The organism is Sphingobacterium sp. UBA5670 (genome assembly GCF_002420705.1).
Classification (GTDB): domain Bacteria; phylum Bacteroidota; class Bacteroidia; order Sphingobacteriales; family Sphingobacteriaceae; genus Sphingobacterium.
Genome location: NZ_DIIM01000005.1, coordinates 523,038 through 547,592, shown reverse-complemented (window position 1 = coordinate 547,592; position 24,555 = coordinate 523,038). Strand labels below are relative to the sequence as shown.

Genomic DNA, 24,555 nt, shown 5'->3' with positions numbered 1-24,555 from the left:
TATTTAATTAGATCTTACAAAATCCTCGATCGGTTGTTTCAAATCTGTCGGAATCAAATAAAAGGAATAATTGTAGTCTTTTGCCGGAATTTGATATTTTCCCAATGGTTGCGATACATCTGTCCAAGTATCATTTCCGCCAACACCCATCTGTTTTAAGTCGACATTTAAGGTAATCTTATCTTCCTTTTTCAATTTAAACCAGTGTTTTGCTTCGACGATTGCTTTTTGTGAATAAGGCCATGCACTCATAAACAGCGGCTGCTCGCCGACAACCAAAAGACCTGCATTTTTATTTCGAAGGTGCATCCAACGAACATCCATCCGATTTCCATTCTCCTGCGGATAAAGATAGTGCTCCATGAATTGATCAATATTCATGTGATAAACACCGAGATCAAATCCATAAGCACGATCAGGGTAGTTTTCCATTGGCCCTAGGCCATAATATTGGATATCTTCAAATGTAGGATTGATCCCAATTTGAAGTCCTACTTTCGGGATATTAGGTAACCCAGCCTTCACCTGAAGCTGGTAGTTTACCGATACAATACCTGGATTTTTCACCGTATAGATCACTTTTACCTGTGCAGAATCAGCTGCAAGGGCATACAGTGTCTGTATTTCATACCCTTGATCTTTTTCCTGCGCGTTTACCGACACTACTTTTGGTGTGCCATACCAGTATTTTAGTTTTTTCTCCGGTTTCCAGCCCCGGCGGTCATTGTCCGTAGCCGGCCGCGTAAAGTTTGGGCGAATGGCATCTTTGATTATTTCCTGTCCCTTGTAATTAAACGCAGTCAAACTTCCAGTCGATTTGTCAAAGCTAACCTGAAAGTTTTTGCCTGCGATCTGATACTTATCGGCAGTTTCAGTTTTGATCAATTGACCTCCTTTGTATGATAAAGGTCGTAGGACATTGGATTGTTCCTGCAATCGAACCTGCGATGAAGAGACTACAAATCCTGCTGGTCCCCATGCTGTCGCTTCCCGTAAACGAAACTGAATATCGAGCTGATATTCCTGATCTGCGGCACGCTTGAAAGGTAAATATTTGGCAAAGCTTACCTGGGCAGAATCGCCTGCAGCCAGATTCATGGCCGATATCGGCACTTCTTTCACCAGCAGCCCATTTCTGCGGAATAATAAGACAGCATCATAATGATTTAGGTTGAGCTCCGCTGATCTATTTTTGACTTGTACCGTGGCCTTTTCTGGATCAACCAAATTGACCTCTGCAGGCTGATAGATTCGTTTATTCTCGTACATCGCCGCTTTTGGTCGCCCCCAGGCATCGGTGATACCATTCAAACTAAAAGCGCCATTGTGTACTTTTTCGCCAAAATCACCACCATAGGCCAATACTTTACCATAAACGGAATCTTTGCGAATCAAGGCCTGATCCTTATAGTCCCAGATAAAACCACCGATCAAACGGGGATGTGCACGAAAGATATCCCAGAAATCGCAAATGTTACCAGTCGAATTGCCCATGGAATGGGTATATTCAACAAAGAGAATCGGGCGATGGTCGCCATTGTCCTGATTTAAGAGTAATGAAGGAGTAAAAATACCGGGATAGAACCGCGATACCATATCAACATAATACTGATCCTTCACATTTTGAATCCGGTGCGAGTGATCGTTGGATTTTGGATAACGTGGGTCCGAAGGATCGATATAACCCGGTAGTTGGTGGCTTCCCATTGCCGGTTCGTAATGTACAGGACGTGTGATGTCGAAATCATGGATCCAGGCAGCCATCGCGGCTGTATTCGGACCTCTTCCAGATTCATTTCCCAACGACCAGATGATAATGGAAGGATGATTCTTGTCCCGTTCCACCATGCGTGTGACACGTTCCTGAAGTGCCGCCAGCCAGGAGGGATCGTTCATGAGTTTTCCACCAAGTCCATGGGTCTCCATATTAGCTTCATCCATCACCATAATACCATAACGGTCACAGAGCTCATAGATGTAGGGATCATTCGGATAATGAGAAGTCCGGATAGCATTAAAATTAAATTGTTTGATTTGGCGAATATCCGCTTCCATATCTTCCCGTGTCAGTGCCTTCCCGCGTTCAGGATGGTGATCATGACGGTTGACACCATAGAGGTAGGTCGTTTTACCATTGATCAGGAGTTTGCTATCGTTTGGAGAGAAAGCGATGCTCCGAAACCCTACTTGACAGGTCTTCGCTTCGAGCAAACGATTTTCTTTGTCGTAAAGCGTCAGTACCAAACGGTAGAGATTAGGTTCTTCCGGCGACCATTTCTTTGGATTTTTGATCGTCGTTTCCAATAGTCCAAACTTCACATTATCCAATCTCGGATAGATTTCATCAAAGATAACCGAAGCATCTTTTTCCAATGGTTTGTCGAGAATAGGCTTATTATTGCTATCATACAACTGTGCTTTTAGCGTAAAACCGTTGATACTGTCGCCTGAAAAATTATCAACTTTTGGACGAAGCGAGAATTTGGCATCTTGATAATCAGCACCTAAAGTTGCCTGCCAATGAAAATCAGCAATACGCACTTTTGGCTCGGCCATCAAAAACACCTCCCGGTGAATACCGCTCATGCGCCAATGATCCTGATCTTCTAGATAGGAAGCATCGCTCCAACGCAAGACTTGGATAGAGATGCGATTTTTACCTTTTTTAAGATAAGGTGTGGCATTAAATTCAGATGGCAAGCAGGAGTCTTCCGCATAACCTACGTATTTGTCATTAATCCACAACTGATAGGCAGAGATAACACCACCAAAATGTAAGGTAATATTCATTCCATCCCATGATTCGGGCAATTCGAATGTTTTTTGATAAGACCCTACACCATTGTAATCTTTGGGAATGCGCGGCGGATCAATTGGGCTAAATGGATAGACTGCTGAACGGTAAATGGGAATATCATAACCTTTCATCTCCCAATTGGAAGGCACCTGGATTTTGTCCCATCCCTTGACCTCGGACAAATGAAAATCTTGCGGTGCATCGGCCGGTTTGAAGGCAAATTTAAAATCCCATTCGCCATTCAAAAAGAGCATCCGTTTGTTTGTTTCTCTTTCATTCTTCAAGGCTTCTTCAAGTGTGGCATAGGAATATCCTGTCGCACGTGAGGGGTCTCTATTGATGGAAGTAATCATCGGATTTTCCCAAGGCGCGGCAATCTGACCATTTGGTACCGGTGGGATGACCGCTGGCTTACCGTCTACCGTTTGCGCCTGTACTGAAATCGCAGACATCGACAGCAACAAGGCAACACTCAGCTTGGACACAACTATTTTTTTATATAACCTAGTATTTGTAATCGACTTCATATGCTATTCCTTTTTCCAAAACGAGCTCATAGTCGTTTCCTGAGATATGTTTTACTTGACCGTGTTTCACGCGTGGAACAACCTTGCTCCGCAGTTTTAATGTCCCTGTTCCAACAGGTGATTTTACCTTGATCTTGTTTTTCGACACGTAAAGTTCAATCTCACCCTTTGGTGTTGGTATTTTTCCCTCCATCCACGCTAAGGATGCCAAATAGGGCTTGATTTCGTACTGCGAATAACCCGCAGCCGTTGGTTGTACACCAAGATAATACTTGCCCAGCAAATAGATCGGGCTTGCTCCCCACGAATGACAAAGGCTCTTACCAAAATCTCTTCCATACATCGCATAGTGCTCGGCTCCTTTTTTTGCTGGATTAAATTCTTCCCAGAAGGTCGTCGCACCAAGTTTTAGCATACCGCCCCAATAGTCTTTCATTTCTTTCATCACATAGTCCTTTTCACCAAGTGCACACAAAGCTTCAAGTTCGTAGTAACGCATATAAGGCGTGGTAATCTGTTGTACCTGATCATTTAACAAGACATTAGCCTTCACGCCTGCCTGTTGCTGTTCGTTCAGATAATTAAAGAAAATCGCAAACATATTGCTGTAGCGTGTCACGTTATCGGTTTGCTTACCATCAATACGGCTATGTGCAAAGGCTTTTTTCTGATCGTTCCAATAATAGGCAAATAGCTTATCTTTGAGTTGGTGAGCTTCTTGTTGATAGTGTTGGTTGTCTTTCGGCTCGCCAACCAAATCGGCACACATTGCCATGGTTTCGAGACTGCGGCACAGCAATAATTGTTCAAAGCTCACTTCCCCTTGCTTGCTGAGACCTTCGGCCCAGTCAATAAATACCCAATCGCCAGCTAAACCTTTCATCAAACCATCGCTATTTCTTCTATCCAAACAAAACTGCATCAGACTTTTCATACGTGGATAAATACCGGCTATAAACTCCTTATCACCGGTATAACGGTAATAATCGGCGATACTCAAAAACCAATAGAAGGTATAGTCCATAATGGTGTTGATATGGCTGATCGTCGGTTCTTTACCCCGTAACGCTAAAATAGTTCTCTTGACAGCTTCGGAATCAAAACCCAAATAGTAATTCATGGCATACGATTGATAGGCGTCACCACTCCAGATCCATCGATCACGTTTGATACCATCAATAAAAAACTCACGTGTGGTTAGTTCCATGGTATATTTGGCAACATCCCATATCTTGTTTAATTCATTATCGGAACTACGAAAGAATCCGCGATCTGCAACTGGTAAGTATTCATATTCCATGGATATTTGATCAAACTTTACCGATCCTTCGGGTTCTAAATAAACAAAGCGGAAAGCTTTGGATAGATCAAGTGTACTATCTTGTGGCTGTTGATTATGTACCTCAAGTAAATCGATGGTCTCACTGGTTTTCGTCGAAAGTGCCTCCTCTCGGGATTCGCCATAATAGATGTTCAGGCGACCTGTCCCCACCAGCTTATGCAGAGTAAGAAAACCAAATGTATTTTTTCCGAAATCGACCAAAATACCATTACCTTGTTTTTCTTGCGAAAGCGCTTGTTGTGGTTTCACGGGCAATTTAAACGTAGATGGTCGAGCTGTTGGTCCGTTAAAGTTCCATTTACCGGCCTTAACATAGCTTGTTCCAGATTGATCAGACGCTTTACCTGTCTCGTCAATCCATTCCTTATCTTCATAGGTTGCGTTCCAATCGCTATCTGTCGTTACGTTTTTTCCTGCAACATACAGCGCGGGAACATTTCCTTGATTGTAAACTTTAATATTGATTTTTTGCTTTCCCTTTTGAAGATGCACTTTAGCAGGTGTCCCTGGAAGCATTTTCCCGTTGATCTTGACATTATATTTGCCTTCGGCATAAATACTGATTTCTTCATCAGCAGGCAAATCAAATTCTTTACTGAACTCGACAAGAACATAGTGACTATCCATCTTCCAAAACGGTGGAAAGAAGGTTCCTCTGTCCGTACGGCGATTTTGCATGTTGTTGCTCAACCACACTTCATAATCTCCAGGATACCAGATCCAGGTACTTACCTGTTGTGCAAATGCTGTCGTTGTTGCAATTAAACAACCTATAATTAAAATAATTTTATTCATATTCGAATCATTATTAATCAATTCACTAACACCAAAACCAACGTTAACTTCGGCGTTATATGTGTTTTTCACTAGTAAAACACGCGCTATATTTTTTTCAGTTGCTCACTAAAATATACGATGAGACACAACTTAGCCTTTTGCCGTTTTATATCCTTTCAGTGCAAACCATAAAATAACAAGATAACAGACCAAAGGTACACTATAACCAATCTGCGTATTATCATCCAGCGCATCAATAATATTTCCGGTCACAAAAGGAAATACGGCTCCGCCGACAATTGACATAATCAACCAGGAAGAGGCTTGTTTCGTCTCGTCTCCGAGTCCAGCAATACCCAAAGAAAAAATCGTAGGAAACATAATTGACATAAAGAAACCAAGTCCACCTAGCGCATACAAGATGACCATACCTGTACCCGAAATGGCTACAGTTGCCAATATAGCGCAACAAACAGCATAAATAGCTAATAAACGCTGGGCTGTCGTATAACGCAACAATAGGGTACCGACGAAACGTCCGCCCATAAAGAGCAAACCATATACACCTAGAAAATACCCCGCAGTCTTCTCATCGACACCTGCTCCCTGCTGTGCCATACGAATAAAAAAACTGGTTACACAAACCTGTGCTCCAACATAGAAAAACTGCGCGATCACAGAAAAACTCAAATGCTTGTGTCGAAGTACAGCAAATAATCCCGACTTTTCACTCGTCTCTCTTTCTGCCTTTTCACTTTGAATTTCAGGAAGTTTTATAAACAAAAAGATAAATGCTACAACTAACAGGATTAAACCTAATATCAAATAAGGCATTTTTACGGAAGACGCTTCATGGAGCAGATATGCCAGGCGATTGCTTTCTGTCATAGCCGACAATTCCGTTTCTGAATAGCTCGTACCCGACAAAATAAAGGTCGTACCTACCACTGGAGCGACCATTGCCGCCAATCCATTAAAGGAGGCCGCCAAATTAAGGCGATGTGTTGCTGCTTCGGGCTTACCCAAAACTGCAGCATAAGGATTAGCCGCTGTTTCTAATAAAGCTAGTCCACAACCAATAATAAATAAAGCCAGTAAAAAGAGCTCATACATCCGGTGATCTGCCGCAGGGATAAATAAAAATGCGCCGACGGAAAAAGTCAGCAGTCCGAGAATAATAGACAACTTATATCCCCACTTGCGTAATATATAACCTGCGGGTAGTGCCATAATGAAGTAAGCGAAGAATACGGATGTATCAACCAGTGCCGATTGGCTGTTATTCAACTGACAGGCTTTTTTCAAATGCGGGATCAGCACACCATTTAAATTATGGGCCATACCCCATAAGAAAAACAGGCTGACAATCAGAATAAACGGAAGAAGATAGCCCTTATTAGACGATGCCTCTGTTAGCTTGATTGATGATTTTGTACCAATTTCCATGTGATGATAGGTTAAATTGAAACTTCCTTGCGTTTTGCTAGCAGGATATGGTCTGCGACCAACACCACTTCACCATGTTGATTGATAATTTCAACATGCTCCACTACAGTACCAAATTCAGGCTTTTTTGCATCGGATTTTTCAGAAATAGTCACCTCAGCGTGGATGGTATCGCCAATAAACACAGGCTTGACAAAACGAAGGCGATCGTAGCCTTTGGAAAATGCTTCCGGATTAATAACTGAGGCCGTCAGTCCGATACCAATCGCAAAGATCATTGTTCCGTGCGCGATGCGCTGTCCAAAAGGTTGGGTCTTGCACCATTCCGCATCGAGATGATGTGGAAAAAAGTCGCCTGTATGTCCAGCATGAACAACAAAATCTGTTTCGGTAATCGTACGGCCCAATGTCGTCCGTTTGTCGTTTAATATATAGTCTTCAAAAAAAATCGATTCAAAATGCATATTGTTTAATTTATGTTTATAACCTCTAGTTCCTACTCGCTGATCTCCAATCTTTATTTTCTAGTCTCTACGATAGGTACACCGCCCTGAGCACTGCTTTTATAAGCAGCCTCCACGACGGCCATGGTCTCGATCACATCCTCCACCGCCGCCGGTAACACAGCAATTTCGCCCAGTTTAAAGCGCATCAAGCTACCCATGCTACCGATAAAGGCATCGGGGAACCAAGTCCCTTCGATCGGGAATTGTACCCACTGCGGCTTACTACCGTCGGTCGGTTTGATGCAATATTCAAATACATCGGGCACGCCGTGCGGATAATCCATCAATAAGCCCATCGTAGCTTTGATCGCTCCTTTAGTCCCTTCCCATTTGATGTAACTTTCTTCGTTGTGCGATCCAAATTCATGGTCGTGATTGGTATTAACCACCGCGTGCATAGTATCCCCATAATCAAATAACAAGGTTGTCCGGCTCGAAGATAGTTCTTTGGCTGGATGCTTCAAGGTCTTGGCATAAACCGATGCCGGTGTACCCAAAAAAGAACGGATCAGGTCTATATAATGCACGCTATGGTACAGTATTTCCAAACGCGGATGCACCATCACGTGTGGAAAAAGCTGCCAAGGGGTATGCACAGCTACGCGCACCTCCATATCGTAGAGTTCGCCGATGTAGCCCTGATCGATCAGCCAACGAGCAGCATTGACAAAAGGCGCCTGACGCAACTGACAATTGATCGCAGCCACCAAACCCTTGCGCTTGCAGACCTCCAAGATTGCCTGGCTATCGACATAGTAATCGCCCATCGGCTTTTGGATCAATACCGCTGCTCCATCGGGTAAAGTCTCTAAGGTTTCGACATAGATATTCGGCATAGTCGTAATATCATACACCGCATTTTCGGGTGCCTGCGCAACGGCATCCGCCACCGTATCGTACACATTCGGAATACCGAACTCCTGTGCCAATGCTTCTGCTTTCGTCTTTGTACGATTGACAATACCATGCACATGAAAGCCTGCTTTACGATAAGCAGGGAGATGTGCATCTTTCACTATACCGCCCGCTCCGATAATAATAATGGGCAAAGACGTTTGGGATAATATGGTTTTATATTGAATATCTATCCTATCCATGTATTTAGTTTTTTCTGTGCTTTGGTCAATAATGAAAGACTACTCTCCTCGGAATTAATCGCTGCTATGACGGTCTCATCAATGATATGTGCAATCTGCGGCCAGTTGGCCAAGCGCGGTAATGTACGTGCATTATCATGCAATTCAGCCAATTTATTATAAAAGGGTATCATCTGATTGATTTCGGAATCATACCAGGTGGAGTAACGACAGCCTACTCCTCCTTCGACAGTAAGCAGCTTATCTTGTTGGCATCCGACTGCAAAACGTATAAAGTCATAAGCCAACTGCTTATGACGACTACCTTCTGGGATTGCATACAACCAATACACATTTAATGAAGGGGACATTCCCCCTTCTGCCGAAGGAATGGCTGCTACATCTACCTTACCTTGCACTGCCGACGCCGCATCAATTTGTGCCCAGGATGCAAATCCAAACCAATTGACCATCATGGCTACTTCTCCCCGCGCAAAGGCGGCACCGGCCTGCACGGATTCATAATTGGCCGATTCGGGGTGCAATCCCCTACTCTCTTTAAATAACCCTCTATAAAAATCCAATGCTTCTACAGCCAATGGCTGATCCAGCTTAACAGGTATCTCTCCTTGCTGCAAATCACCTCCACGGGACCAAAGTTGAATACAGAAATCGAATACCGCATTGTGTCCATCCGGATAACCGGCAAACACGGTTCCGTACAGGTTATCTTCCGGACGGGTAAAAAATGTGGCAACGGTTAAAAAATCAGTCCAGGTTGTCGGAACAGCCAAAGGCTTTCCGTAAAGCGCGTGAAAACGGCTCTGCTCCTGTGGATCATAGAACAGATCTTTCCGAAAGACCAAGCATTCGGGACCATCATGAAAAGGTAAACCAAACACTTGTCCATCAAAACGTTGTAAAGCCTGTAAACTTTCGGACCATGCACACTCCACTTCTTCGGGTGGATATTGATCGAGCATAAGATCGAGATTAGCTAAACCTTTCGTTTCGTAAGCACGTGCGATCCAATCGGTATTGATATGGACAATATCCCAATCACCATTATAAAGGCCTTGGTTTTCAAAGAAGGCTGCTGTCAATTCCTCTAAATCTAATGGAACAAACTCTATCTTCATATCCGATGGATATAGCTCCTGATAAGCCGCCCAACATTTCTCCATGGCACGCTCAAAAGGTTCAAATTTCCGCACAGCAAAACGTAATTTATCCATACAGTTCCCCCAGTATTTTAGCGGTGTGCTCACCTAGTTTGGGCGAGCCCTTTGTCGCGGTCAACCGCTCGCCATCGATGCGAATCGGACAACGGGTGGTCTCATAACGGAAGCCGTCGCCCATCGTTACTTCCTGTAGCATGTCTAGCACTTTAAAAGCATCGTGGTCGGTCAAACGGCGCCAATCCAATACATCTGCACACCAGATGTCAGCTGCTTCCAAGATCGCTAACCAATGCTCCGTAGATGCTGTTGCCAAGTGTACCGCTAATATCTCTTTAATGGTATCTCTTTCGCGGAAAGCCTGTTCACCGTCCGCGAAGCCTTCCAGCGCTGTGCAATCTAATAATTTGCTGAGAAAAGGAATAGAGCCCATAGCAAGCGCCAGAAAACCATTTTGGGTACGATACACGCCATATGGCGCCGCCAAATAAGCATGCGCATTGCTCACCTCGCTACGTTGGGGTAACAATTTACCATCACGAAAATAGGTTGTGACGGCCTCAAATTGTATATCCACAGCAGAATCCAACATGCTGACATGCACGTGTGCCCCCGTCTGTTGCATCGCACGACGATACAGGCAAGCCAATACGGCACTACATAGGTTAGAGCCGGCAAACATGTCCACAATGGAAAGTCCCATGGCCACTGGACCATTATTGGCGTCGCCGCTCAACCAGGTCATCCCAGTAAGCGATTGCAATAATAGATCCTGACCAGGTCGCTTAACCCAGGGACCTTCTTTTCCATATCCCGAGATCTCTCCATAAATCACTGTCGGATTGATCTCTCGGACACCTGCATAGTCAAAGCCCAAACGTTCCATGACACCTGGACGAAAATTGTGCAGCACCACATCTGCCCGCGCGATTAAATCACGTATGATCTGTTTGTCGGATTCGCTTTTCAAATCCAAAACCATACTTTCTTTATTCCGATTAATGGCATGAAACACTGTTGAAGTACCATTCAATATCGTATCAGAGGTATATAATTGCCTGCAAATATCACCCGTCTCCGGTTTTTCTATTTTTATAACCCGCGCGCCTAAGTCGGCTAGCCGTAAACTTGCTAATGGGCCGGATAAAAATTGACTAAAGTCGACTACAGTATAACCTGCTAATGGTAACATATTAATTTTCTAAATAATCGTGAACAATTGATGCGGTATGCTGACCCACTTTTGGTGCAGGTTTGTCCGCATATAAACGCTTTCCATCAATCTGGTAAACACTACGGGTGGTGGTTAGTGCGGTACCGTCTTGTAAACTGACTTCCTGCAACATCCCTGTCTCCTTAAAACCTTGCTCCTCAAAAAAATGATGGTAATCGTTGACTGCACCACACCAGATCCCTTCCGATTCCAAACGGGATACCCATTCGCTAGTGGTCTTCTGGCACAATACCATAGCAAAGGCCTCCAATATTTCATCACGTCGCGAAAACCAGGTTGAAGCATCTTGATAAGGCTCACTAGACAGACCTATTGTTTCTGCAATATGTCCCACGTTGCCCATAGCCAAAGCTAGATAACCATCTAGTGTCTTATAAAGTCCATAGGGCGCACTTAAATAAGCATGGCCTGCTCCTCTGACAGCCGAGCGCTGTGGCAACTTACGTCCATCATTGACATGTGTGGTCAGCATTTCAAACTGCATATCCAACACAGATTCAAGCAAACTGACTTCAACAAGAGCGCCCTGTTGGGTACGGGCACGTTTCAACAATGCCGCCAATATACCTTGTGTCAGATGTGTCGCGCAATACATATCGACCACAGCCAATCCAAAAGGTACTGGTCCATCCTGCGCACAGCCCGATAGCCAAGAAAGTCCCGAAAGCGACTGCACAAGTAAATCCTGCCCTGGTTTTTTTGCCCAGGGACCTTCATTCCCGTAGCCCGTTACTGTGGCATAGATCATCTTTGGATTGATTTTCCGTACGTTCTCATAATCCAAACCGATCTTTTCCATCACCCCCGGACGGAAGTTATGTGTCATTACATCCGCCTGACGGATTAATTTCTTAATATTTTCCAGATCATTTTCGTCTTTCAAATTGGCCGCATACGATTCTTTATTTCTATTAATGGTATGAAACACCAGGCTGCTCTCATCTACAAAAATATTTTTAATCGCAATCTGTCGTCCGCCTTCTCCGGTGCCGGGACGCTCAATTTTGACAACTCGGGCACCGAGATCAGCCAACCGCAGGCCAGCGGTTGGCCCTGCCATAAATTGTGAAAACTCGAGAACTAAAAGTCCTTCCAGTGGTTTATTATCCATTGTCTTCTCTGTCCACTAATGATTCCCTATACATCTTGTTCATCTTTTCTAATACGGCAATTTCATCCCCGCCCTGTCTGAGATAGTCAACTACAATATCACCGGCATGATCCTGAAAATACAGATGACCATCATAACGCGGGCGCAGGTAGGCACGCTCCAATGTAGGCAGGGTATTTTTAAAATAGTCGGCCGTATAGGCGTTGACTTGCTCATCTTCCCAGGCACCTAAATGTCCCGGCTGACCACCATTTTCGACATATAATGTTGCCTGAATTTCTGGTGAAGCAACAAATCGGGCGTAATCCATACCCACAGCAATATGTTTGCTCTGAGAGGATACTGCCAATCCCGCACCACCCAGTGTGCTAATCATTGGCGTACCGTTTAACGACACTAAATCATGAAAATGCAATACTTTACGGGCATAACCAGTTCGCGAATAATTGGAATAACCATACGCAAATGGACAATAAGCAATTTCATCCCGCTGCGTCATTTCTTCGAACACTTTGAATGGATTTTTCTCATAAAATCCAGCATCCAATTCATCCGCAAGTGATTTGAATAATTTTAAGACCTGAACCCCAACAACTTCGCTGATTACTTTTTCGTCGTTTTGGCAAGGTTCTTCGCCCAAAGAACAACAAAGACCATAAAAGTGCATCAAAGAATCAATCGGCAACAGTGAAAATCCAACCCGTCCTGCTGTAGCTAAGGCCAAGACTTCTTCAAAGGTACGAGGGAGCGCCACACCTAGAGAACGTAAAATATCAGGGCGGCTTGCAGCCACTGGTGTCGCCGCATCTGTAGCCAAGGCCCATTGCTTGCCTAGAAAGTTGTAGCTTTCATAAGACTTCCCAACACTATTCGCCTGTTGACCGGCCAAAAACTCCGTGGACAGATAATCATCAAATGGAGCCAACATCCCCTTAGCAGCGGCATGTCCCGTCCACGGATGATCGATCACCAACAGGTCATATTCCTTGGCTAAATCCGTTACCGACTTATCAGCGAATTCCTGCAAAGTACGTTTTGTCCAAACAATCTCTACTTCCGGATGTAATTCTTCATAACGTTGTGCCGTTGCAACCATTGGCACAAAACCTCGCGTATGCCCCCAGGTAATCCCCTTTAACCGGATTTTCTCTGTCATTGTATTTATGTATTATTTTATGTAGTCTTGTTGAGATCCTTATCAACCATTTGATTACCAAACTTCAAATTATTCCAATCTCCAAAAACAGTAAAACATAACATTGTAGTTGTAGCTATTTTTATCCTATTCTTCTTGACTAACCAGGCACGATAATATAGCCTAAGCAGCGCAATACTCTAATCTAATGTTGGTATTAAATATGTTTATAATCTTTTTCCCTTCTAATGCTTTTTCGCAATGAAAAAAGCGGTCTATAATATTCAAATATAAATACAATATTTGAATATAAAAATTTAACCTGTTTTTTTGAGGAGCTAAAACGCCGCTTCAAATACTTTTTCTATCTTTAGCCCGATCATTTGTAAGCAAAACATTTTATGACATCAAATAGCTCCGACAAATATAAAGCGCCAGCGCTCGAAAAGGGATTGCAGATTCTGGAATTTCTGGCCTTACAACCCACTGCACAATCACAATCCGAGATCGCCTTGGGTTTACATCGAAGTCCCAATGAGATCTATCGGATGCTTGCATCGCTGGAGTCCAACGGTTATATTCATCGTGACCCAATTTCATCCAAATATTCGCTTTCACTGAAATTGTACTATCTTTCGCACCGTCATTCCTTTATAGAGAAATTAAGGGCAACGTCTTTATTGCCAATGCAGGAGAGCTCCAACGAAATTAAGGATCCATGTCACCTCTGTGTGATTTACGACAATCAAGTCATGGTAATTGCCTATGCCAAAGGATCTTCCCCCATCAGCATCGTTGTTGAAGAGGGGAAGTTATACAATAGTTCACAAACAGCTTCAGGCAAGCTCCTTCTAAGTTTTTCCGAGACCGAAAAAAGAAAATCCATTTTAGAGGCTGATCCTTATTACCGGAGTTTGAAGAAAGCAGATCGCCAACAATTCGACCGTGATTTGGACGATATTAGAATTAAGGGATTTTATGAGATGCCTAGTGCTTACGCAGAGGGCATCATCGATATTTCTGTCCCTATAGGAACCAGCGAAACAGGCACCATCGCCTGTCTCACTGTTTCAAAACTCATCCGACGTCAAACTGAGCATACCGTGTCTACGGAGGACATTGTAACAAGCCTAAAAAAATGCAGATCACAAATTGAATCCAATCTCGGGTTGAGGTGAAAAGGCTACTTAAACACGGTGTACAACAATACCATGACGACAAACAGCATTCCCCAAGCAATTTTGACCCGATTACTCGGTGTTTCCATCCTGATATCAACCATATCTTGATGTGTTAATTCGTAAGCTGATTTTGGGACGAGCAACGATACACCAATTCCAATAAGCAACAATAGAACAAACAAACCGAATGAAAGCATCAAGTAATGCGGCCAAAAAGTATAGACATCTTTAGGAAATATCCAAAGATAACATATTCCTGTACCCAAACTTAGTAAGGCTCCAAAGGTTAAAATGGTATTGATGGTCGTTCGATTAGTCCGTTTCCATAATACAGCCATCAGGAAAGCGACCGCTAAGGGGGGCGCGATAAATCCAAGGATAGATTGGAACACATCAAAAAGATTAAGTCCTTTAATCTGATCAATCGCCAGTGCGACGAAAACCGAAGTTAAACAGCCCACAATAACTGTATATCGCCCTATCTGCGTAATCTGCTGATTGTTTGCTTTTGGTCGAATATGCTTGAGGTAAATGTCCATGGTGAACACCGTACTCAAGGAATTAAGCGACGAACCTATGGTTCCCACCAATACAGCAATTAACACCACGATTACCAATCCATTCAGGCCTGTAGGAAACAGGTTAGTCACCATCGTCATATAAGCAAGTGATGGGTCTTTAAGTCCCGGAAATAAAACCGAACAGATGATACCGGTTAGTATAAACAGTGGTAGAGAGAGTATCTTTAGCCAGGCGATAAAATTAATTCCTAGTTGACCTTGTTCAAGATTTTTGGCTCCCAAGACGGATTGTACCATGGCTTGATCCGTACAGAAAAAAGCGATCGCTGCCACTGGATATCCTAAGGCGATGGCGTACCAGGGATAATCTGGATCACTCGCAGGTCTAATCAATGACCAATAGCTAGTGGGAGTCTGCTGCACCAAAGCACTTAACCCTCCGATTTTGGACAGTCCCAGAAAAGTCAAAAATGCCGACACGGCGATCAGCAAGATCATCTGAAAGATATTGATTTTAGCAACTGTCTTTAATCCCCCCGTATACGCAAACAGACCAGCTAGGGAGACTAAAACAGTAACCGATTGCCACATTGGAATACCTAAAATCTGCCGCACTAAAAATCCGCCAGCAAACAGTCCCAACGACAACCATGAAATAAGCATTTTTACCAATGAATACCAAGCCAGAATAGTCTGCGTATTTGGACCAAACCGCTTGCCCATAAACTCGGGTAAGGTACGTACTCCAGTAGCAATATAGCGGGGTGCGAACACCACCGCTAACAAAAATAAATAGATAAAAGCATACCAATCAAAATTGACTGCGACGATACCTGTTGTATAACCTACTGTAGCGAAAGCGAGCAGCATAGATGGTCCAACATTGGTCGCCCACATATTGAAGCCAATACTGTACCAGCTTAAGGATTTGCTAGCTAGGAAGTGTTCTGCCCCTTCTACCTTTTTACGAGATGACAAGAGGCCGATTGTCAGTAATGCTAACAAATAGGCTACGACGATGCAATAGTCGTAAATGGTTAACTTGTCTAAGATACTGTTCATCTTCCTAAGCTCAAGTCGACACCATATCTTTCCAGCAGTTCTTTTGGACGGACAGGCTTTCCTGTTGTCAATGATTCATCCATAGCTTGCAATAAAGCTATTGTCCCGATACCTTCTTTCATATCTGGATAGGCTTCCTCTCCAGTACGTATGGCTTTTGCAAAATGCTCTAGGTAATTTTGATACTCACCAGCGTGATGGCTTTTTCCTTCAAAACGGAAATAGTGTTTTAGTTTATGCTCCCAAGTCAACATACGTTCTTCACCGGTTTTATCTGTGATCGCATAACGAAGGTCCATATAGTCAGCCTGGCTCGCCCCCTCTGTCCCTCTTAGAATACAGCTCATTTCGCTATCTCGTGTAACAGGCTGTACAGGACCCGTATACGCCCCGCTCACACGGGCGACCCGTCCATCTTCGGCTTTAAAAATAAAATGCATCGTATCAACATTTTGAAGCCCCCCTTTTTTCCCATTAGCACTCAACATGCCATAGCCCATCACCTCTTCAATATTGGGGAGGTACCAGCGGATGAAATCAACCGGATGGCTCAATCCTCCATAAAGCCATTTGAAAGAAGACTGCAAAGACCAAGGTTTATCCAAAAACCAGCGGTGATCAGCATGATAATAACCTTCGATCGTAATTAAGTCACCAATAAGTCCAGCGTCAAAATCTTCTCTTTGCTTTTTTACCGGTTCAAAAAAACGGGAACTCTGTCCGACAAAAACACGTTTATTTTTCTGAGTTGCGAGTTCCAATAAAGCGTTGGCATCGGCAAGATTATCGATAAAAGGTTTGGTACAGATGACGTGTTTGTCATGCGCCAATGCTAGCTCGATGTGCTTCGCATGTAGATGATCCGGAGTATATATGGCAATGGCTTCAATATTCTCGTCATCGAGCATGACCTGATAATCATTGGTATAAGCATGAAAGTCAAACTCTTTCATCCGCTTGCGCCCAAGCTCTTCATTCAGATCGCAAATCTTGACCAATTCGATGTGAGGGCTTTGCAATGCGGCTGACATCGTACTGCGCCCCTCACCTAATCCTAAAATTCCTAATTTTAACTGCTGTATATTTTCCATTTTACTGTTTATAAAAAATCCATGTTTCATTTTTTTGGGTTCCGGGAATACCTTCCTGATAGGAACTCATGAGTTTGTTCCACTCCACAACTCGTGGATTATCCTTTGTTGTCAACGGATCAATTGTTTTAAAATCCTGTCCTTTTGGAAAAGAAATATATAACATCAGCTGACGCCCATTGCGATAGACGAGCACTTCTTCAAATCCAGCGTTACAGAAACCTGCCGCAACCTCGGGCCATTCTTTAAATTGTGTTTTATGTGCGTTGTAATAGGCCTCCTGTCCTTTCTTATCATCGATCAATTGGGCGGTCAGTAGCACAAAATCTGTATCAATCTCTTTTTTACCAGCACAGCGGCTTCGGTCAAAGTCGTAGAACAGATCGGTAAACAACTTGTATTCAACCTCAGGATAATGAGCAATCCACGCACTCGCTAATTTTTTACCAATCTCATCACTCGTCATCACTAGCGTGTAATCGTTCCATCGATATATCTGTTCAGCACCCACTCCTTCTTTTGCCAAAAATCCTTTGATTGCTTGTGTTGTCAATTTCTGTTGCGGATCATAGATCTGGAAAAAAACAGGTTTGGTAAAAGGAATATAGGCATTGAAAGATGCATTTTTAGGAATTGATCGTTTTTCAGGCAACAAATAGGTATAACGCAGACCGATACCTGCTTCGTCTTTGACCCAGGCATCCGCATCGGGACCATTTTTTATCCACTCAACACTCGGCCCATTGGCATTTTGCAATATTTTATTAGATGGGAACCAGTTGTTGCTGACATTCATATAGGCAGAACCCTCATCGGTATAGAGATAAAACCAATGATCAGGAATATGCGCATAAGGTGACACATAGATGCTATCAATATAATTTTCCTGAATTTTTGTTCCGGGTTGTGCCGATAAAGTGTAAATACCAGCTACATCATACATGTATTTGCCATAACGTGTGATCTTATTTTTTAAAACACGATTATTTCGCATAGCATTGACTGTAGGTGTCCAGCCCCAGCCCAAGCTGATTCCTGTGTACGGAAGATCCAGCAATTCATTGTTCGTAATAGCTACATTGCGGACAAATCCAGCGCCAATCCCCACCGTTCCCCAATCCTCATTTCCAATATCTTGGATTAGATTGTTGCTGACGACAACACCATCGGTCAAGATACGCTCGTTGTTGGGCTGAAAAGGCAAATGTGCTTCCATTTGTTCGTCTGAGAACTGACCGAGCAATATTCCGGATCCGCCAATATCCTGAAATAGATTTCCATTTAAACTATCTTTTAAATTGCCCGCCCGATAGTCTATGCCTGTCGCGGCCAAATGGGCAAAATCGCAGGCAGAAATTTTCGTAAACGCGGTATGACTAAGTAGAACCGCAGCTTGCGGCCGACCCAACCAAGCCTGATTTTCCAGCCCAGCTTTATCAACAGTCCCCGGCTTAGCTAATTTATACGCATCCAAAAAATACATACCTGCCTGTAAAGCAACATGACCGTAATAATGAGGTCTTAACCAGGCACTATGCTGAAATTTCAACCCTTCGATATACACATGGCTAACAGGCGTCTCTAATGTACCTTGCATTGTCAGAATTGTCTCCAGGTAAGGAGCCACAACATCTAACTGGTCTAAATTTTCATCAGGTCTTTTGTAATAATATACCTGATGATTTTCTTCATCTAAATACCATTCTCCGGGTTGATCCAAGAATTCAAGCGCATTCACTAAGCGAAAAGCAGAGTTGCCATGTTCTTTGGATAGCCATGGCTTTGGCCAAGGATGTTCGTTCTGAATTTTCCCTTCCGGTTCATGAAAAAATAGTGTGATACTATCTCTAGTAACAATCGTCTCACGAATACGAAGCTGTGCTATTGCCCACCATTGATGGATAAAAAATTCCATTCCGGCTTTATAGTGAAATTTTTCAGGAAATACGTTAGGAATAATAGCAGCCTGCTTCTTAAAATCCCAATTAATAATCCGTGGCAAATGGGCATCATCATGACTTTCTGCACGAATCGCCTTACGTGAGCCAACCCACAATTGGCGGAAAGAAAGGTATTTGCCACCGACCTGGGGTGCATTTGCCACCATAACATATTTGGCAATAGCAGGATCCAATCGCTTGTCATTTTTTACGGGCAGCCAACCTTCAATAGTAACCCCTCCGGACAATATAGCTTCTCTGCCCACTGATTTTATCCATGTGGGACTTTGGGCAGTCCCACTATCTTCAGGTCGGATAAAAATTGTTTGGGAAGGCACATACTGTCCGTCTTGAATCCAGATTGTGATGCCCTGATGCATGCGTGGATCGTTTAATCGTCGCCATTCCCTAGCCTCACGTAGGGCATCCTCCAAACATGAAAATGGAGCTCCCCGGGTGCCATCCCGTCGTTCCTTGTTGCTTTGTTTACCCACATAGATCTCTCCTCCCTGAGCTGAGAATGCAGCTAGCGAAAAAACTATAAGAACCCATATGAGAATTGTCTGCTTCATCTTTAAATAATTTTAAAATATCATACTATTTCGTTTCTGCTTGGCTTATAACCATATAAGAATACTATTAATAGCCATTATTCTGAAGAAATTCACCGGGGTTACTAATGGCGTCCATCTGCCCTTGCGGAATTGGCCGAAGGCCGTGTACACCATCCTTAAAATATTGTCCGACATCAGGATTGACCGCCATCAAATAAGACCGGTTCAATTTGCCCATGCGTTTCAAGTCATACCAACGTGTATACTCGCCGCACAGTTCACGAGCACGCTCATCAAGTATAAACTGGGCAGTGATATCTCCAGCAGTAATCTGCTTGGCCCCTACCCGGTCGCGTAATACATTGATGTAGTTAGCGGCTGTTCCATTTGCACCATTTAAGTGAAAGGAGGCTTCGGCGGCAATGAGGTATACTTCTCCCAAACGCATAACAGTAGCATAAGCATCGCTGGTAAAGCTGTTTGCCTTAGGACTGATTAACGAGCCTGAATTAAATTTCACCAAGGATGGATAGAAACCAATGAACGGGTTGTCCACCTGCCCAGGCTGCTGATTAGTCCTTGTATACTTCATTTTCACCTTGTTATCAACACCATATACATCTTCCAGGTCAAGCCAAATGTAATGTTGTTGAAATTGCATCTTTTTTTCTTCCGCATAACCAGTCTCACCCTCACGGGAAACTTTAAGCGCTAAGGCTCCTTTTGGGAGATTAGTTCCTACAGCAACAGCATTTGCATCACGATCGAACTGCACAATAGCATCCCTGCTCCAATTGTAATCAGCATTGGAAAGCCACTGCGTCTGGAAAGAAATCGCATATCTTGGATCTAAAGTATTATCATCATTTTTAAATACATCAAGCAGGTATTTAGTCGGCATAAATGTTCCTCCGGACCACCGGCCAATTTCGGTTTGAAATCCAGCGGACTGGATCGCTCCAAATGTTGTCGGCGTACAATAGAACCGTTTAAAATCATTGTTGTGATCGTATACGTTGGTGGACCCATACTCCTGAGAATAAGGAATCTGGTAAAGTGCTTCGGCGTTTTTCTTATTATTTACCGCATTAAAATTGTCTATAAAGGAGGCATACAAACGCACATTATAACTCGCTTGATTATCAATCAATTTTTTTGCCGTCTGCAAAGCTTCCCCTAGGTACTGATTGGTATTATATTCTTTTGTCTGCAAACAAACCTTGGCCAATAGACCCAATGCAGCTTTCTGACTTGGTCGCCCGGCTTCTGTAGGTCCTACAGGCAAGTGCTCTGCCGCAAATCTCAGATCGGGCAGGATACATTTTTCATAAATTTCCAACACAGGTGTACGTATGGCGGCAGTATTGGCTGTAGTTGTCTCCGTGAGATTGAGCGGACAAGGACCAAACTGTTCGACCAAATGGAAATAATACAATCCTCTTAAAAAATAAGCTTGGGCAACTTTTTCCAGTTTTTCTTGCTCACTAGAAAAATCTTTGACCTGATCTACCCTACCGATGACAATGTTGCAGTAATTGATGGCATCATAAGCACCATTCCAGTAATCCTTAGCCATGTCTATGGACATGGAGCCACCGGAAGCATATTTTAAATAATTTTGGTTGTTATTTGAATTGAGATCGGAAGTCCATAAATCTGTTCCTCCTTCGGTAACAAGTAAGAAGTTTCGCCCGTAGAAATAACGTGGCAAATCAAAATAACAGCTATTGATTAGTTTATCGAAACCGGCCTTATTTTCTGCGACTTTATCCACAGTGACCCCTGAGGGATTATATTCATCAAGACCACAGGAATTTAGAAAAAGGCCAGCACATAACAGTATATTAAAATAGTTGATTTTCATAACATATTGGCATTAAAAAGTAACATTCAATCCGACAACAAACTGCTTGGTCAAAGGAAAATTATCCGAACCGTTGGATTCGGGATCCTGATACTTTAACAAGTCGCTTTTCGTAAAGATGAACGGATTGTTAGCGGTTGCATAAAAACGGAAACGTTCCATGGAAAGCCGCTTAATAAATGATTTCGGCAAACTATAGCCCAAAGTGATATTTCGAATCTTGAAATAGGATCCATCCACGTATTTCAACGCATCAAACCCGATATAACCACTGGTCGAGGAATGTAATCCTGGTCTTGGCAAATAAGCGCCTGGATTTTCTGGTGTCCAATAATCTATATCGTCGGGACTATTTCCGACACCTGTTGTCGGATCGTAACGTGTGATCAAGTTATTGGACAGCATCTGTCCCCATCTTGCCGTTAAAAAGACCGAAAGGTCCCAGTTTTGATACTTGAAGTTATTCTGAAATCCACCGGTCCATTTCGGAACCGCAGATCCAAGAATACGTTTATCTTTGGCTCCGTAGGCATGCATACCTTCCTCATCGAAGGTACCATCGGTGGCTAACTTGATATCACCAGGTTTGGAATTGAATAAGGACGCCTGCTCCGCTTCACTTTCCTGCCAAATACCGAGGTATTGATAATCAAAAAACGTTTTGATCGGCTGATTTAGAAATAGGTTATTTGAAATCAGGTCTTTCCCCCCCGGTAGTGAGGTCACACGTTCTTTATTCGCCGCAAAAGTCAATGTTGAATTCCAGATAAAACTATCTCCCTGAATATTTTTTGTATTTAATGCGAGTTCAAAGCCCCTATTGTTTGTTGCACCAATATTCTGCCACATCTTGAAAGGGGCACCCCAGGAGCCGCCCAGTGAAGCTGGCATATCTCTCAGAAAGAGTAGATCCTTCGTTTCAGTATTATACCAATCAATGGTCAGGTTGGCTCGTTGGTTCAAAAATTGTGCATCGAGACCAATATTGGTCGTATACGACTTCTCCCAGCCCAGGTCCCTATTCGCCAGTTGTTGATTCAGAATAAAGGCCGGGCCGAGCGTACTTTCACCAAAACCTACCGGTTTAGGTGCATTATATCCCCCTGCTTGCGTACCGTAAGCCCCTACACCACCAGAATTACCGGTGACACCATAACCAGCGCGTAGCTTTAACTCCGATATTTTGCTTTTCAATGGCGCAAAGAACTGCTCGTCGCTCACACGCCAGGCAAAAGCTCCTGCTGGAAATACATCCCATTTGTTGCCTTCGGATAATCGAGAAACACCATCCCAACGGCTGGAAATGGATAGCAGGTACCGGCCTTGATAGTTATAGTTGATCCGACCTACATAAGACATTGACTGTGAACCAATATAAGAAGAGCGGATTACAGACGTTGTGGCCGCACTCAGGTTGTGGAAAGAATAGGAGTCAAGGTCGAATCCCGATCCGCCCGCATAGGCCTGCTCTGCTTGGTTTTTTGACCATGATGTGACTCCAGTAAGCGCAAAATGATGATCTTCACGTAGGTTAAATTCATAATTCAGGATATTTTCCCAACGGTAGTTGTAATTTCTGTCATTGATGATAACAGCTGCAGGCAATTTGAATCCAGCCTCCGGATTTGCAATTGACTGCGAGCCAAAATATCTTCCCGTCCGTTGAGAGCCAATCGTCGCACCAAAAATTGAACGAAAGGAAAATCCTTTGACCGGCGTAAAATCAAGATAGGCATTGCCCGCAAAATAATTGTTCAGGATATTATTTTTATACTGATCCTTAATCTGATCGGATAAAGGGTTGGTGACTCCGTCCACTGGAATATGATTGATATTACCGTCGGCATCAAAAGCATCACCTAAAGGCAAAAAGGTCAAACTGTTACCGAATACATTTTGTGCAGCCTGGTTATTATCCTTATACGTATACTGTAAATTCGTACCTACTTTAAACAGGTCAGAGAGTTTATGATCAATATTTGCTCTTACTGCGTACTTTTTACTATTATCATTTTTGATAAGGCCTTCTTCATCGTTATAGTTGAGCGACAAAAAAGCTTTTGTTTTTTCATTCCCCCCGTTCACTGAAAAGCTATAGTTCTGTTGGATTCCGTCTTTTAAAACCAGGTCCATCCAGTCTACCCATTTGCCATTTTCATAAGCCTCTAGCTGTGCAGGATTTTTAAAAATATTATTGGCAAATTCCGGATAGTTACCATGCTCACCCCGATAGGCTTCCCTTTTAAGTTTCATATAATCGTCTCCCAGCAATCCATGGGGATATTTGGGGAATCCATTATACCCAAAATAGGAATCAAAATTCACAATCGCTTTACCGGCTTTGCCCTGTTTTGTCGTAATAATAATTACACCATTTGAACCCGCTGAACCATAGATTGCCGTCGACGAGGCATCTTTCAGAATGTCTATGGATTCGATATCGCTGGGATTTAAACTCGTAAAATCCCCTGGAATACCATCAATAATATAGAGCGGATTATTATCACCACTGAAAGACCTATTGCCCCGTAGGCTCGCACCGACATTGGCTCCTGCACGTCCGGATGATTTAGTGATATCTAGGCCGGAGACCTTTCCCTGAAGGGCGTCCATCACATTGGCTGTTGGCGTCATCATAATCTCTTCGGATTTAACGGAAGCTACGGCGCCGGTTAGATCCCGACGTTTGGCCGTTCCATAACCGATGACAACGACTTCCTCCAGTGCTTGTTCATCTTTTCTTAATACAACATTGGCACTATTCCCAACTCTTACTGTTAATAAATTTTCCGAATAGCCCATCGAAGTGATTTTGATGGTGCCACTATCCCCTGTTATTTTAAGTGTAAATTCTCCCATCGCGTTGGAAGAGGTAGACTGCGTCGAGTTGACCACTGTTACAGTAGCGCCAACAATAGGATTTCCCTGCTCATCCGTAACTCTACCTTTTATTTCTTTTTCCTGATCTACCGTGACTTTATAAATCGTAGTGGCATGTAACGCAGCATTGGAAATCAATGGACTTCCGAGTATAAAACTGCTGCAAAAGAGCATTAACATCGGATACTTTGAACCGGAAGCAGGGGCCCCCAATGTCATTTTTCCGAGATTAATCTTGTTTTTGTTCATAGTTGAGTTATTAGATTTAATTTGTTTAATATGGTTATTATTTTACTGTCAATTTAGCTGTTCATTCGTGAAAAATATCTAACT

15 protein-coding genes are annotated in these 24,555 nt (G+C 43.2%); 1 reads left to right on the top strand and 14 read right to left on the bottom strand.

Annotation, left to right across the window (positions count from 1 at the left end; all coding sequences use genetic code 11):
- Nucleotides 1-3 precede the first annotated feature (3 nt).
- The 9 genes from B3C94_RS07625 to B3C94_RS07585 all read right to left on the bottom strand — a co-directional run bounded on the left by B3C94_RS07625 (nt 4) and on the right by B3C94_RS07585 (nt 13,150).
- A complete protein-coding gene (locus B3C94_RS07625) occupies nt 4-3,282 on the bottom strand; it encodes a glycoside hydrolase family 2 TIM barrel-domain containing protein (protein WP_293901434.1) in 3,279 nt (1,092 codons plus the stop codon).
- 19 nt (nt 3,283-3,301) lie between these two features.
- Entirely contained in the window at nt 3,302-5,461 is a 2,160-nt protein-coding gene (locus tag B3C94_RS07620; protein WP_293901431.1) for a trehalase family glycosidase, read from the bottom strand.
- A gap of 132 nt (nt 5,462-5,593) precedes the next feature.
- Nucleotides 5,594-6,889, bottom strand: a complete 1,296-nt coding sequence (fucP, locus tag B3C94_RS07615; protein ID WP_293901428.1) for an L-fucose:H+ symporter permease — start codon at nt 6,887-6,889, stop codon at nt 5,594-5,596.
- An 11-nt stretch (nt 6,890-6,900) separates the two neighbouring features.
- Nucleotides 6,901-7,353 (bottom strand): MaoC/PaaZ C-terminal domain-containing protein, encoded by a 453-nt coding sequence (locus tag B3C94_RS07610; protein WP_288809038.1) that lies wholly within the window; start codon nt 7,351-7,353, stop codon nt 6,901-6,903.
- A gap of 53 nt (nt 7,354-7,406) precedes the next feature.
- A complete protein-coding gene (locus B3C94_RS07605; protein WP_293901421.1) occupies nt 7,407-8,492 on the bottom strand; it encodes a Gfo/Idh/MocA family protein in 1,086 nt (361 codons plus the stop codon).
- Nucleotides 8,480-9,706, bottom strand: coding sequence for an extracellular solute-binding protein (locus B3C94_RS07600; protein ID WP_293901418.1), 1,227 nt, complete (start codon nt 9,704-9,706; stop codon nt 8,480-8,482). The genes B3C94_RS07605 and B3C94_RS07600 overlap by 13 nt, the downstream gene beginning before the upstream one ends.
- Entirely contained in the window at nt 9,699-10,841 is a 1,143-nt protein-coding gene (locus B3C94_RS07595; protein ID WP_293901415.1) for a CaiB/BaiF CoA transferase family protein, read from the bottom strand. Before B3C94_RS07595 ends, B3C94_RS07600 begins: the two co-directional genes overlap by 8 nt.
- Nucleotide 10,842: 1 nt before the next feature.
- On the bottom strand, nt 10,843-11,994 hold the full coding sequence (locus tag B3C94_RS07590; protein WP_293901412.1) for a CaiB/BaiF CoA transferase family protein: 1,152 nt from the start codon (nt 11,992-11,994) through the stop codon (nt 10,843-10,845).
- Entirely contained in the window at nt 11,987-13,150 is a 1,164-nt protein-coding gene (locus B3C94_RS07585) for an ABC transporter substrate-binding protein (protein ID WP_293901409.1), read from the bottom strand. The genes B3C94_RS07590 and B3C94_RS07585 overlap by 8 nt, the downstream gene beginning before the upstream one ends.
- 380 nt (nt 13,151-13,530) lie before the next feature.
- Between B3C94_RS07585 and B3C94_RS07580 the strand changes: the two genes are divergently transcribed.
- Entirely contained in the window at nt 13,531-14,307 is a 777-nt protein-coding gene (locus tag B3C94_RS07580; protein WP_293901406.1) for an IclR family transcriptional regulator, read from the top strand.
- Between the two features lie 5 nt (nt 14,308-14,312).
- Here B3C94_RS07580 and B3C94_RS07575 read toward each other — a convergent pair whose 3' ends face one another.
- The 5 genes from B3C94_RS07575 to B3C94_RS07555 all read right to left on the bottom strand — a co-directional run bounded on the left by B3C94_RS07575 (nt 14,313) and on the right by B3C94_RS07555 (nt 24,471).
- Nucleotides 14,313-15,893, bottom strand: coding sequence for a sodium:solute symporter family transporter (locus B3C94_RS07575; RefSeq protein WP_293901403.1), 1,581 nt, complete (start codon nt 15,891-15,893; stop codon nt 14,313-14,315).
- Nucleotides 15,890-16,984 (bottom strand): Gfo/Idh/MocA family protein, encoded by a 1,095-nt coding sequence (locus B3C94_RS07570; RefSeq protein WP_293901400.1) that lies wholly within the window; start codon nt 16,982-16,984, stop codon nt 15,890-15,892. The genes B3C94_RS07575 and B3C94_RS07570 overlap by 4 nt, the downstream gene beginning before the upstream one ends.
- Nucleotide 16,985: 1 nt before the next feature.
- On the bottom strand, nt 16,986-19,496 hold the full coding sequence (locus B3C94_RS07565; RefSeq protein WP_293901397.1) for an L-rhamnose mutarotase: 2,511 nt from the start codon (nt 19,494-19,496) through the stop codon (nt 16,986-16,988).
- Nucleotides 19,497-19,563: 67 nt separating this feature from the next.
- Nucleotides 19,564-21,342, bottom strand: coding sequence for a RagB/SusD family nutrient uptake outer membrane protein (locus B3C94_RS07560; RefSeq protein WP_293901394.1), 1,779 nt, complete (start codon nt 21,340-21,342; stop codon nt 19,564-19,566).
- Nucleotides 21,343-21,354: 12 nt separating this feature from the next.
- Nucleotides 21,355-24,471 (bottom strand): SusC/RagA family TonB-linked outer membrane protein, encoded by a 3,117-nt coding sequence (locus B3C94_RS07555; protein ID WP_293901391.1) that lies wholly within the window; start codon nt 24,469-24,471, stop codon nt 21,355-21,357.
- Nucleotides 24,472-24,555: the final 84 nt, after the last annotated feature.

Coding starts and splice junctions, on each gene's coding strand:
- B3C94_RS07620 (WP_293901431.1), bottom strand. CDS start 5,461: ATGAATAAAATTATTTTAATTATAGGTTGTTTAATTGCAACAACGACA.
- fucP (WP_293901428.1), bottom strand. CDS start 6,889: ATGGAAATTGGTACAAAATCATCAATCAAGCTAACAGAGGCATCGTCT.
- B3C94_RS07610 (WP_288809038.1), bottom strand. CDS start 7,353: ATGCATTTTGAATCGATTTTTTTTGAAGACTATATATTAAACGACAAA.
- B3C94_RS07605 (WP_293901421.1), bottom strand. CDS start 8,492: ATGGATAGGATAGATATTCAATATAAAACCATATTATCCCAAACGTCT.
- B3C94_RS07600 (WP_293901418.1), bottom strand. CDS start 9,706: ATGGATAAATTACGTTTTGCTGTGCGGAAATTTGAACCTTTTGAGCGT.
- B3C94_RS07595 (WP_293901415.1), bottom strand. CDS start 10,841: ATGTTACCATTAGCAGGTTATACTGTAGTCGACTTTAGTCAATTTTTA.
- B3C94_RS07590 (WP_293901412.1), bottom strand. CDS start 11,994: ATGGATAATAAACCACTGGAAGGACTTTTAGTTCTCGAGTTTTCACAA.
- B3C94_RS07585 (WP_293901409.1), bottom strand. CDS start 13,150: ATGACAGAGAAAATCCGGTTAAAGGGGATTACCTGGGGGCATACGCGA.
- B3C94_RS07580 (WP_293901406.1), top strand. CDS start 13,531: ATGACATCAAATAGCTCCGACAAATATAAAGCGCCAGCGCTCGAAAAG.
- B3C94_RS07575 (WP_293901403.1), bottom strand. CDS start 15,893: ATGAACAGTATCTTAGACAAGTTAACCATTTACGACTATTGCATCGTC.
- B3C94_RS07570 (WP_293901400.1), bottom strand. CDS start 16,984: ATGGAAAATATACAGCAGTTAAAATTAGGAATTTTAGGATTAGGTGAG.
- B3C94_RS07565 (WP_293901397.1), bottom strand. CDS start 19,496: ATGAAGCAGACAATTCTCATATGGGTTCTTATAGTTTTTTCGCTAGCT.
- B3C94_RS07560 (WP_293901394.1), bottom strand. CDS start 21,342: ATGAAAATCAACTATTTTAATATACTGTTATGTGCTGGCCTTTTTCTA.
- B3C94_RS07555 (WP_293901391.1), bottom strand. CDS start 24,471: ATGAACAAAAACAAGATTAATCTCGGAAAAATGACATTGGGGGCCCCT.